This window comes from Pantanalinema rosaneae CENA516 (assembly GCF_050753385.1).
Classification (GTDB): domain Bacteria; phylum Cyanobacteriota; class Cyanobacteriia; order Leptolyngbyales; family Leptolyngbyaceae; genus Pantanalinema; species Pantanalinema rosaneae.
Window position 1 is genome coordinate 73,200 of record NZ_JBLZFZ010000033.1, and the last position, 12,033, is coordinate 85,232.

Annotated in this window: 12 protein-coding genes; 7 read left to right on the forward strand and 5 right to left on the reverse strand. The window is 47.8% G+C overall.

Annotated features, from left to right (window positions below; all coding sequences use genetic code 11):
- Positions 1–188 precede the first annotated feature (188 nt).
- The 3 genes from treZ to ACN4EK_RS18970 all read right to left on the reverse strand — a co-directional run bounded on the left by treZ (position 189) and on the right by ACN4EK_RS18970 (position 5,713).
- Positions 189–2,045, reverse strand: a complete 1,857-nt coding sequence (gene treZ / locus ACN4EK_RS18960; protein ID WP_431659697.1) for a malto-oligosyltrehalose trehalohydrolase — start codon at positions 2,043–2,045, stop codon at positions 189–191.
- Positions 2,046–2,084: 39 nt separating this feature from the next.
- Positions 2,085–4,211, reverse strand: a complete 2,127-nt coding sequence (glgX, locus tag ACN4EK_RS18965) for a glycogen debranching protein GlgX (RefSeq protein WP_431659699.1) — start codon at positions 4,209–4,211, stop codon at positions 2,085–2,087.
- 848 nt (positions 4,212–5,059) lie between these two features.
- On the reverse strand, positions 5,060–5,713 hold the full coding sequence (locus ACN4EK_RS18970) for a DUF938 domain-containing protein (RefSeq protein WP_431659700.1): 654 nt from the start codon (positions 5,711–5,713) through the stop codon (positions 5,060–5,062).
- A 139-nt stretch (positions 5,714–5,852) separates the two neighbouring features.
- On the opposite strand from ACN4EK_RS18970, the gene ACN4EK_RS18975 reads away from it, so the two are divergent.
- Positions 5,853–6,230, forward strand: a complete 378-nt coding sequence (locus ACN4EK_RS18975; RefSeq protein WP_431659701.1) for a response regulator transcription factor — start codon at positions 5,853–5,855, stop codon at positions 6,228–6,230.
- Positions 6,231–6,242: 12 nt separating this feature from the next.
- Positions 6,243–7,679 (forward strand): sensor histidine kinase, encoded by a 1,437-nt coding sequence (locus ACN4EK_RS18980; protein ID WP_431659702.1) that lies wholly within the window; start codon positions 6,243–6,245, stop codon positions 7,677–7,679.
- 29 nt (positions 7,680–7,708) lie between these two features.
- On the opposite strand, the gene ACN4EK_RS18985 is transcribed toward ACN4EK_RS18980, so the two are convergent.
- Positions 7,709–8,599 (reverse strand): AAA family ATPase, encoded by an 891-nt coding sequence (locus ACN4EK_RS18985; RefSeq protein ID WP_431659703.1) that lies wholly within the window; start codon positions 8,597–8,599, stop codon positions 7,709–7,711.
- 174 nt (positions 8,600–8,773) lie between these two features.
- Between ACN4EK_RS18985 and ACN4EK_RS18990 the strand changes: the two genes are divergently transcribed.
- The 4 genes from ACN4EK_RS18990 (at position 8,774) to ACN4EK_RS19005 (ending at position 10,059) form a co-directional block, all read left to right on the forward strand.
- Positions 8,774–9,010, forward strand: a complete 237-nt coding sequence (locus tag ACN4EK_RS18990; protein ID WP_431659704.1) for a hypothetical protein — start codon at positions 8,774–8,776, stop codon at positions 9,008–9,010.
- A 113-nt stretch (positions 9,011–9,123) separates the two neighbouring features.
- Complete coding sequence (locus tag ACN4EK_RS18995; protein WP_431659705.1) at positions 9,124–9,393, forward strand: hypothetical protein; 270 nt, start codon at positions 9,124–9,126, stop codon at positions 9,391–9,393.
- A gap of 51 nt (positions 9,394–9,444) precedes the next feature.
- Positions 9,445–9,786: a hypothetical protein gene (locus ACN4EK_RS19000; protein ID WP_431659706.1), complete on the forward strand. Its 342-nt coding sequence runs from the start codon at positions 9,445–9,447 to the stop codon at positions 9,784–9,786.
- 57 nt (positions 9,787–9,843) lie between these two features.
- Complete coding sequence (locus ACN4EK_RS19005) at positions 9,844–10,059, forward strand: hypothetical protein (RefSeq protein ID WP_431659707.1); 216 nt, start codon at positions 9,844–9,846, stop codon at positions 10,057–10,059.
- A 55-nt stretch (positions 10,060–10,114) separates the two neighbouring features.
- Here the strand turns inward: ACN4EK_RS19005 and ACN4EK_RS19010 are convergent, their stop codons facing one another.
- On the reverse strand, positions 10,115–10,603 hold the full coding sequence (locus tag ACN4EK_RS19010) for a hypothetical protein (protein ID WP_431659709.1): 489 nt from the start codon (positions 10,601–10,603) through the stop codon (positions 10,115–10,117).
- A 247-nt stretch (positions 10,604–10,850) separates the two neighbouring features.
- Between ACN4EK_RS19010 and ACN4EK_RS19015 the strand changes: the two genes are divergently transcribed.
- Positions 10,851–12,033, forward strand: a 1,183-nt coding sequence (locus tag ACN4EK_RS19015; RefSeq protein ID WP_431659710.1) for a beta-ketoacyl-ACP synthase III, incomplete at its 3' end; no start/stop codon positions are given.

Here is a 12,033-nt window from a genome sequence, read left to right on the forward strand (position 1 = left end):
GGACGATTCGACAATGGGCTCCAACGCAAGACAGATTATTAAAAGCAATTAATTGTAGTGGGCGTAACCGAAGAGCTACCCCTCCGGTTTAAGTCGTCAATCCCCTAGCTAGTTTTGCTGATCTACTACGATCGTTAGTTCATAATTTATCTGTCGAGATAATTGGAGGATGAATCATAGCCATTGGGTTAAGCCCGTTCGTAGAGGGCAATGCTTTGCGGGGATAGTTGTAAGGAGGAAACAGAAAAAATTTCCGGTGGTAAGCTGCTACCGGAACCTAGCCACTTTTCTTCGGCTGAATCTAATATTTTCTGCCAGCGATCGCCCTTGATATGGGATTGAAGTGTAACCTGATGCTGGCTGAAATTCATCAAACACAGAATTTGACGCTTATCGTCCCATCGTCGCCACCAAATCACGCGATCGGCTTCCGCACAATTTACTTCTAATCCCTCCCCATCAATTTGGTCATAGGTTGGCAAGGTGTGGCGTAACTGAATCAGTTTTTGATAGAACGACCAGAGGGTTTGCTGTTGACCGGTCTGCCGTTGCTGCCAGTTGAGTTTACACATTAAAAAAGTATCAACTGCCTCTGGATCCAGGGGTTCCCCTTCACAATGAAACGCGGCAAACTCCTGCTTCCGTCCCTGCCGCACAGCTTCAATTAAGGCGGGATCTGAGTGGCTGACAAAGTAGGTAAATGGGGCAGTTTCACCATATTCTTCCCCCATAAATAGCATGGGGATATAAGGAGAGAGAATCACTGCGCCTGCCGCCAGTTTCAGGGCTGCAAAGGACACCAATTGCGATAAGCGTTCGCCCATCAGGCGGTTGCCAATCTGGTCATGGTTTTGGATACAGACAATAAATTGGGCGGTGGCGCAACCCTTGGGGGCTTTGCCGTGATAGCGCTGGCGATGGGGGGAATATTGCCAGTCGTAGACAAAACTTTGCTGGAAGGCTTTTGCCAGGTGTTCGCACCGCCCAAAGTCTTCGTAATAGCCGCTACGATCGCCCGTTAACAAGGCATACAAGGCATGGTGAAAGTCATCGCTCCACTGAGCATCAATCCCATATCCTCCCTGCGCGATCGGACGAATAATCCGTGGATCATTCAGATCACTTTCGGCAATCAGATAAAGTTGGCGACCCACTTCTGCGGATAGGGTGGCTACGGTCTCTGACAGTTCTTCCAGAAAATGTCTGGCACCCAGATCGTAAATGGCGTGAATGGCATCCAACCGTAATCCATCCAAATGATAGTGACGCAGCCAGTAGACCGCATTCTGCATGAAAAAGTTACGGACTTCGGGACTGTGGCGATCGTCGTAGTTCACCGCACTACCCCAGGGAGTGAGATAGACTTCAGTGAAATAGGGCCCAAAGGCACTGATATAGTTACCTTCCGGCCCAAAGTGGTTATAAACCACATCCAAAATCACGGCGATACCAGCTTGATGGCAGGCATTCACCAAGCGCTTTAACCCGGCTGGGCCGCCATAGGAATTCTGCACACCATACACATAAGCCCCGTCGTAGCCCCAGTTGCGGTAATCATGATCGTGGGTTTCTAGCTGGGGGGGATGATTCCCCGGATATTGGGCGATCGGCATTAGTTCGATCGCGGTAATGCCTAACTCCCGCAATTCTGGCAACCGAGCCACGATCGCGTCAAATGTACCTTCTGGCGTAAATGTCCCCACATGCAATTCATAAATGATCATCGATTCCAGGGGAACCCCAGCCCAATCCTGATCCGTCCACGGGAACTGATGATCGACAACCTCTGAGGCTCCATGCACTCCCTCTGGTTGCAAGTGGGAGGCTGGATCAGGACGGGACTCGCCGCCATTCAACTGATACATGTAGCGAGTTCCCGGTGGAATATTCGTTGCCGTTAATGTCCAGTAACCATCATCCTGTTGGGTCATGGGTTCTAAGCGGTGATCCTGAGACACCACCAGGACGGCAGCAGAATCTAATTTAGGACCCCAAACTGTAAATTGGCAGCGATCGTCACCGAGATAGTTGGCACCAAGTTTCATAGGATTCAGGTGAATTGAAGTACAGTACAGACCAAATGATTATTCCAGTCGCCGCAGCAGCACAACCATCGATCGCCCTGTGACAGGAACGGCTTGAGTTCCGGTAAATAGGCGTTCGTCTTGAATAAACCGGGGTTCTTTGGTGTCAATTACCATTGACCATTCATCATTTTGGAACTCCGACGGTAGGGTGAATTCGATCGTCTCCCAGTACGCATTAAATAACAGCAGAAAACTATCATCACTAATCCGTTGCCCCTGCGGCCCTGGACTGGGGATGCGATTGCCATTCAGGAATACCGCGATCGATTTGATGTAGCCAATCTCCCATTGTTCCTGCGTCATCTCACCGCCATCTGGGTTATACCAGCCGATATCCGGCACTCCCCGAATTGCCTGCCCCTGAAACCACTTGCGCCGCCGAAAAACGGGATGCTGTCGTCGGAAATAAATCAGTTCTCGGCAAAAGTTAATAAAGTCCTCTCGTTGATCCTGTAATTCCCAGTTTAGCCAGGAAATGTCATTGTCCTGACAATAGGCATTATTGTTACCTTTTTGAGTGCGTTGCAGTTCATCTCCACTGACGATCATTGGGATGCCCTGCGATAACATTAATGTGGTCAAAAAATTACGCTTTTGTTGTTCCCGTAATTGCAAGATTTCTGGATTATCAGTTTCTCCTTCAACGCCACAATTCCACGATCGATTGTGGCTTTCACCATCACGATTATCCTCACCATTCGCTTCATTATGCTTTTCGTTATAACTGACTAAATCATTTAACGTAAAACCATCATGGGCAGTGATGAAATTAATGCTGGCATTGGGGCGACGACCATTGGTATGGAAATATAAATCGGGGCTGCCAGTAAACCGATAGGCGAACTCCCCTAAGGTTTCATCCTCACCTCGCCAGAAGTCGCGCACAGTATCGCGATACTTCCCATTCCATTCTGACCAGCGCACCGGGAAGTTACCAACTTGATAGCCCCCATCTCCCACATCCCAGGGTTCCGCAATCAATTTCACGTCTGCCAGGAACGGATCCTGGTGAATGATGTCAAAGAAAGCTGCCAGACTATTGACTTCATAGAGTTCACGAGCTAGAGCAGAAGCCAAATCAAACCGGAACCCATCCACATGCATTTCTGTCACCCAATACCGCAAGCTATCCATAATTAGCTTCAACACCTGGGGATGCCGCATGTAAAGGGAATTGCCACAACCTGTGAAGTCCATGTAATAGCGTTGATTACCTTCCACTAAGCGATAGTAGGCGGTGTTATCAATGCCTCGCAGTGAGAGGGTTGGTCCTTTGTGGTTGCCTTCACCCGTATGGTTATACACCACATCCAGAATCACTTCAATTCCGGCTCGATGCAGAGCTTTAACCATCTCCTTAAACTCGTTCACTTGCTGCCCTAATGTGCCGCTAGAACTGTAGCCAGCATAGGGGGCAAAGTAATTGAGTGAATCGTAGCCCCAGTAGTTACGCAGTCCTTTATCTGCCAGGTGTCCGGGAACTCCCAAAAAGTGGTGAATCGGCATGAGTTCGACGGCTGTAATGCCTAAACGTTGTAAGTGCTCGATCGCCGCCGGGTGTGCCAGTCCTGCATAAGTACCCCGTAACTCATCAGGAATATCGGGATGGAGTTGGGTCAAACCCTTAACATGAGCCTCGTAGATGACGGTTTCATGCCAGGGAGTGCGCAACAGCGTATCACCTTCCCAATCAAATGATTGATCAACCACCACTGATTTTGGCATTAAGGGCGCACTGTCTAAGTCCGAAAAGGATAAATCTTCATCGGGACTATTCCAGTCATAGCCAAATAACTCCGGACCATTACCAACTTCACCGTCGATCGCTTTAGCATAGGGGTCGATTAATAACTTATTTGGGTTAAATCGATGCCCTAAACTAGGTTCATACGAACCATGCACACGATACCCATAGCGTTGACCTGGCCCAATTCCTGGTAAATAACCATGCCACACAAAATTACTCACTTCCGTTAATTCAATTCGCACTTCCTGATCATCACGATCGAATAAACATAACTCTACTCCAGTGGCATTTTCAGAAAACAAAGCAAAGTTAGTTCCTTTACCATCCCAATTAGCGCCTAGAGGGTAAACATTTCCAGGATATAGGGCAACATGCATAGACGTAACTCCAATTAACTTTTTGGGTTGATCAACTGATCAATCAACCGTGATGTCCGATCGCACTACCAATCTGTTTAGGTGTGCTAAAAACTAGCAACTGACTCTATCCCGAGATATTTAAGTTAGTTAAATCGGAGAACTCGATTCATGAAATTATTTTGAAACAATTAAATAACGACAGATAACCTATCTCAGCACAGTAGCGATTCTGAATTTTGTTTGGCTATCTATCTCAGGTTAGAACTCCTGTTATATCGCCTTCAAATTGAGCATGAACAATTAGAATTGATCCGCAATCCGAGCCAACGCTTGAAGTGAAGCTGAATCGAATCAGGATGCTACATTTCTAAAAGCAAAAATTACCCAATTATTACCCGATTTATCCCCTGTATTTCCCCAGTTCTAACAGCCGGGATAAGTGACTCAATGCCTTAAACCCTCTTTCCTGGTTGACTGACAAAGCTCCTTCGCCCTCATCCCCAACCCTCCTTGTTAAGGCTACGGTGTACACACATCTCCTCAACCGTCTCAAGATCCTGCATTTTGCCCCCCTAGCCCCCCAATTCCGGGGGGAACCCAGGATTCAAAGTCCCCCAGAATTGGGGAATTTAGGGGGCGCAGAGAACTCAAACGAAGTCCGGCTCGACTTGTGTGTACACCGTAGTCCCGTGGGAGAAGGGAGCCGACCAGTTTTTTTGTTCAATCTCCTGCGGGAGGGGGCTAGGGTGTAGCTTGCTTCCCGCAGGGTGGGCGACCAGGGCAACCCCTCAAAAGATTTGTCAGTCAATCAGCCCTCTTTCTCCAGGAGAAAGTGTAAACAGTAATCTGGCTGTTAACTTCAATAGTCAATCCTGTACTTGAAAGACAACTGATAAGTTATTGGCTGGCATCGAAGTTGTCTCAAGTAAGGTTAGATCATGGGCTTGTGCAACCGCGATTACTTCATCAAGATCACGTACTCCCCAAGCCGGATTTTGCAGTTGTAAGCTGGCATCAAACGCGGCATTACTGGCAGCAGTATGTTGACCCGCTTGTTTGAAGGGACCATACAAATACAGAATTCCCCCGATCGGTAAAATCCGTTGTGCGCCAGCCATTAATCCCAAACAGGCCGACCAGGGGGCAATATGAAGCATGTTAATGTTGACGATCGCGTGAATTGGCTCCCATTGCCGATCGATCGTTGCTTGAGGATGAGGCTGTTCGATACTCCAGACTGGTTCACAGACATCTAACGCGATCGCTGCTGCCAGATTATCGGCAGGGTAATGTTCGCGCCAAGCGTCAATGCTGGCTCGTGCGATCGGATTTGGGTCAGACGGAATCCAGCATCGCGGGTGTAATCGAGGAGCAAAAAAGACGGCATGTTCCCCAGTGCCACTGGAGATCTCCAATACAGTCCCGGTTGGAGGTAGAACTCGTTGCAATACCTCTAGAATCGGTTGGCGATTGCGTTGCGTGGCTGGAGCATACTGGCGAGCATCCGAAAATTCAGTCATTTACCACTTCTCTGAAATAAAGGTTTGAGCGATTAACTGCAATACCATTTTCCTGATGCTTAGAAATGTATCTGAAGGCAGATGTGACGATCGCTACTTCGTGTCAGGTTGTTAGTGGGAGATAGTTGATAAAACACCAATGCCTCACGTTCTGTTAGTTGATGATGAAGCCCCACTGCGGGATAGCCTTTCGTATGCGTTGAGTCGAGAAGGCTATCAAGTCACAACAGCTGCCGATGGTCTGAGTGCCCTAAAGCTATTCCATAAGCAAGTGCCAGATATTATCCTACTGGATTTAATGCTGCCAGAAGTCAGTGGAATGGAAGTTTGCTGGCGCATTCGGGCATTTTCTGATATTCCGATCGTCATGTTAACGGCAAAGGATCAGGACATCGATAAGGTGTGGGGACTGGAAGCGGGCGCTGACGATTACATCACCAAGCCGTTTAATACTAGAGAACTTTTAGCTCGGCTCAAGGCGGTGCTGCGTCGTCATGCCAGTAGTCAAGCTCAATAAAATAGCACGGACATGGGGTGGACAATCGCTCAAATTCGCTTCCCAATTCGGGTGAAATGGAACTCGTTTCAAGCTAAGCTCTTTGTCACCTATTTGCTGCTAATCATGCTGGGCACATCGGCGATGGCAGGCTATCTGCTGTGGTCGTTTTATGCCTATTTTATGCAGACTCGCAAGGCCGATTTAGAGAATTGGACATCAGCGCTGAGTGAGAGTATTGCCGACTCCCTCCGAGACAATAATAATGAGCGCGTTGGGCTGCTGGTGCAGCGGTATGGTGCCCCTGAAACGGTAACTCTGCGCGTGTTTAATGCTAACGGTGAGCTGCTCAATAGTTCTGATCCACAGGATCAACGGATTACGGATTGGAAAGCCATCCCTGGGATTCCCGAGGCATTGCAAAATCAAATTACTCGTGGTGTTGCCAAAGGGGTGTTCTCTAACGACGATCGGTTGTATATTTCCCGTCCCATTCTTTATGAAGGGCAACGGCTCGGCATCCTCCGCATGTCGATTACCTTGAAGCAATTTCAACGCCAATTTGCGACGTTGGTTTGGACAGTTCTGGGGGCATTACTGATTACGGTGCTACTGTGTGCTCTGCTGAGCGATCGCTTTGCCCATAGTCTGGCGAAACCGATCCAGTTAATGCGGAACTTTGCGATTCGCTTGGGGGGTGGTCATTTTGGCGATAAATTGATGATTCGCCAGAGTAATGAATTAGATGAACTGGCACTCGAACTGAATCGCATGAGTGAACGGCTCGCGTCGTTGGATCAGGAACGGCGGGCGTTTTTAGCCAATGTTTCCCATGAACTGCGGACTCCCATCAGTAACGTACAGGTGACGGTGGAAGCGTTGCGAAGTGGTGCCGATGCAGAACCCGAGGTGCGCGATCGCTTTTTTCAGACGATTGAAGACGAAACTCGCCGCTTATCTCGCTTAATTCATGATTTGTTAGATCTGGGGCGATTAGAGGCTGGGGTGACACTGTTAGAACGGCAACATCTGGTGTTATCCAGTCTGCTCGATCGGGCGGTTCGGGCTGTCGAACCCCGGATGCAAGCTAAAGGCATCGCGATACATGCCGATGTGGCGGATATTCACCTTCAAGGTGATCCAGAACGATTATTACAAGCCTTCCTGAATATTTTGGACAATGCGATTAAGCATTCTGCCTCTGGTTCCAAAGTGATCATTCATGGGTTCCGGGATGGCAAACAAGCCATTGTGACGATTCAAGATCAGGGCATGGGGATTAAAACCACGGATTTACCCCGGATTTTTGAGCAATTTTATACGGCAGATCCGGCTCGCAAAGGTACAGGGAGTGGATTGGGATTGGCGATCGCCCAACGAATCGTCACGGCTCATGGTGGCATGATTACCGCCAGTAGCCAATCCGGTCACGGGGCAACCTTCACGATCTCGTTACCACTGGGCAGTTAAGCGACATGTACCTACACAGATGGTCGGAACTAAGACCCAATACCTAGAAAGGCTCCGGCAATCATTAATCCAACTAGGGCTGCTCCAGCTAGCGCTCTACTATTACTATCTGAACTCTGTTGAGCTATCCACAACTCTGCTTCCTGGATTACTGCTTCGTTTCCGAATACAACTCCACTACCTAACTCTTTATTGACTGCTTGGATTAGTTGAGCAAGTTGAATCTTATCCATTAATTCAGATAATTGTCGTTTAGACTCATCTCGCTTCGTCTCTATGACTCTTAAAGACTTCTGAGTTCTTTTAACCTCTTGCTCAAAGTTTCGCTCGGTTGCAGAAATTAGCTTCTGAATACGCTCAGCCTCCTCTTGCAATTCACGATGCTGTTTTGCTTCCTCTGAGTCGTTGACCTCAGCGCTACTAGTACCTGCGACTATAAAACCACCTATAAGGAACATACCTCCCCCAACCCACTTGTTTAAACTTCCTTCTCCACTAAAGAATATAGCTATCCCTAAGAGGGTAACTACAAGACTAGAAATAACTCCTTCTCGCCGACCTCTAGATGTAAGTGTTTTGGCTAAATGCTTGTTGTAGTTTGGAATAGGGTTTTCAATTCTTACTTGCTTTACTCTTTCCTGAGCGTCTTTCTCAATTTCAAGAGAAAGATTTTTCTGGTTATTTACACTCGAATCTATATCTTTAAGGGTTTCCTCTAACTTTTGCTGTGAAGCGAGTAAGTCAGGCAGTTCATCTGCAAGGTTTCTAACTGCTTGAATTGAGCGAATGTGTTCTTCTAACTGGCGTACCTTACCGTACACTGTTTGGAATGTCTTATCCAGGCTATATACTCTGAATTCTAGACATGAGCTATGTGAATGAACAGCAACAACTTCCAGTGCAATTGGTACGCTTGGCATAAAAATACTCTCAATTCCCACTATTCACTGGATCTATCGTTATAGTTAGAGTCTGGAATCATGATACAGATCTTCTGGAAACTTATCTGTTGGAAACAACAAAGTATGAATTGAAGCATTTAACTCATATCTTAGTGTCTAGTTAGCTCTTTCTCTTTGCCCCCAGAGAAGATTATGTCCCGTAGACCTAAACTGTCCTATCGGATCAAACTGGCTCTGATCATGTTTGCTCTAACGGTTCTTTATGTCGTTAGCCTAACCAGCCTTGCTCAAGATCGGGTAACTGTTCCGACCAGTCTTTCTGCACTCGCCTCCCCGATCACCGCTACAGATTTAGTTCAGCAGGGACGATCGCTGTATGAAGCCGGACGCTATCCAGAGGCGATTGATGTGTTGCAAGCCGCCTTATAGCGTGAGCGATCGCAGGGCAATGGCTTAGGACAGGCAATGATCCTGGGTAATTTGGCGTTAACCATCAGCAGCTTGGACAGTGGCACGATGCCAACCAGGCAATTAATCAAAGTTTGGCCTTACTGGAGCAACTTCAGGGGCAAGGGATCACCAAGGCTAAGCGATCGCAGGTATTGGCGCAAATCCTGGACATTCCAGGCAGCTTGCAACTCGATACCGGACGAGCGGAACCAGCCTTAGCCACCTGGCAAAACTCCCAAAAAACTTACCAGCAGCTTGGCGATCAGGGTGGTGTGGCGCGGAGTCGAATCAACCAGGTACAGGCGTTACAAACCCTGGGATTCTATCGACGGGCACTGACTACGTTAACTGAAGTCAATTAACTGTTACAGGATCAACCGGACTCCCTCACGAAAGCGATTCAACTCTGGGCATTGGGAGATGCCTTGCGACTAGCGGGTGATCTGGAACAAGCCCAACAGGTGTTACAACGTAGCTTAGATCTGGCAAAAGCCGTGAACTCGCCGCAGGAAGAGAGTGCAACGCTACTGAGTGTAGGCAACCTGGCACAATCGCGGTCAACCTCAAATGGAACACAAGCTGCGATCGCCGACTATCAGCCAGCCGCTAACCTGGCTCCCAATGCCATTACCAACGTTCAAGCCCAAATGATTAACTCGAAACTATTCTGCCGAACTCAGGGTCATAGTGACCAAACTGCGATCGCAATGATTCTCTATAAACCACTAATAGATAAAAATCGCCTTGCCGATTAATTATTGATTAACTATAAATAGCCTCCATTTGTTCCCTTGCTCAAGGATGACTGTCTTATGTGCCCTACCAACGATCTGCCGGAAATGCCTCGCTGTCATGCCGTCGCTGAAGCAGATTTGGGGATGAGTCTCAGGTTTTATATTCGCTGGGCGATCGCTGAAAGCCATGCTCAGCACCTTTCCTATTGGGAATCTCGCCAACTGCTGGAGCTAGCCCATGAGGCAGAGAAGTTGTTAGGGCAATTGGAACAGGACAAGCAACGAGGCATGTAGCAAGCTGCGATCGCAGGCATAAGGTTTTACTTGACTCGATCGCCTGACCTTGAATTTAATCCCAGGTTCCGGCGTTTTTGATGCCATATTCCCGACGGAGCGCATCTAATTCCTGATCTAAAACGGTGGCTGGGTCAATATAGGCATTAATCTTCTGGCGAACGGTGCGACCCTGACGCACCCCTTGTAGGTACAGTTGGCAGACCTGCACAGGGTTGTAATAGACCGACCCCAGTGTTTTGCCACGCAGCGATCGTCCCAATAGTTCCAGAAATACCCCCACACTTTGGACGTAGTAATACCAGGGACGCTTCCAGGTGATGGCAGTCAACAAAAATCCAATCAGCCGCAGTTCCTGATCCAAATCGGTGCTATACCCCGTCACCACATGCATAATGTCGTGTCGCTGCATATCACACCAGGGAATCCGCACTATTCCCACCCAAAAGTCCTGATTCTGCACAAAGTCAGGATTAGCCGCATAGTAACGGGTGAGTCCCTGACGGAGGGTGAGTGGTGGTAAAGAGTGCGGCGATCGGGTCATAGCAGCATCCAGGGTATTTCTAACCAGAAATAGCAGAGCGTTAATTTAACCCTACCGTGAAGCATCAATAATTTACTTCTGCCATAACCAGTTATAGAAACTGGCACAAATTCATCCTGAATGATCGCTTGCCATTTGTTAGTGATTAATTAGCACTTCGACTTGTACTCTCTTAAACAACTCAGCCAAAAGCTCAGCTAAAAACTCAACCAAAAACTCAGCCAAATAGGAAGCAAAAGAATTCGCTATGCCACATGGATTTATTAATAGCATTGGTCACTTCTTGCCCGGAAATCCCATTACTAATGATCAGATGGAGGATTACTTAGGTAAGATTAACGATCGCCCATCTAAAGTCAAACATCGGATTCTCAAAAGTAATGGCATTCAGCAACGGTATTATGCTTTAGATCAACAACAGAATATTACCTATCTCAATCGCCAAATGGCTGCTTATGCGGTGCGAAATGCTTTATCCCAAGTCAATCTAGAACCCAATGCGATCGATCTTCTCTGTGCTGGAACAACCTGGGGTGATGTCTTAGTTCCCAGTTTTGCCAGTATGGTGCATGGCGAACTACCAGAACTGTCTCCGATCGAAATTAGTTCCAGTCATGGGGTTTGCTGCGCGGGGATTTCGGCTCTAAAATATGCGGTTTCGCAAGTTAAATTAGGAGAAAAACGGAACGCGATCGCGGTGGCTTCTGAACAACCCTCACGTTTGTTTCGACACAGAAACTTTGAAGCTGAAACCTCAATCCAATCTGGGCAAAATCTCAGTTTTGATGCGGAGTTTTTGCGTTGGATGCTGTCCGATGGCGCGGGTGCATTATTAGTCCAAAATCATCCCAATGCCACCGGAATTAGTTTGAAAGTGGAATGGATTGAACTAATTTCCCATGCCAATGCCTATCCCGTCTGTATGTATGCTGGAGCCGGGGATGAGCAGGCTGAAACGAGTTGGATGACCTATCCTTCCTATGTCGAAGCGGCGCGATCGGGCGCGATCAATTTACGGCAGAATATTCGCCTACTCGACAATGTGATCAAATTAGGGGTAGAAGGTTGGCTCAAATTAATTGAATTAGGGCGCGTTCGTCCGGATGAAATTGACTGGTTACTTTGCCACTATTCCTCCCACTTTTTCCGGGGGCAAATTGTGGAACTGCTGGAAAAAGCCGGTTGCATGATTCCAGAATCCAAATGGTTTACCAACCTTTATACGCGCGGTAATACGGGCTGTGCCTCGATCTACCTGATGCTGGAAGAACTCTTCCATTCCGGCAAGCTCCAACCCGGTCAAAAAATCTTCTGTTTCATTCCCGAAAGTGGTCGCTTTACGACGGCGTATATGATGCTGACGGTGGTAGGAGATGGGGAAGATAGGGGAGATAGGGGAGATGGGGAAGATCTGTCTCTTATACACATCT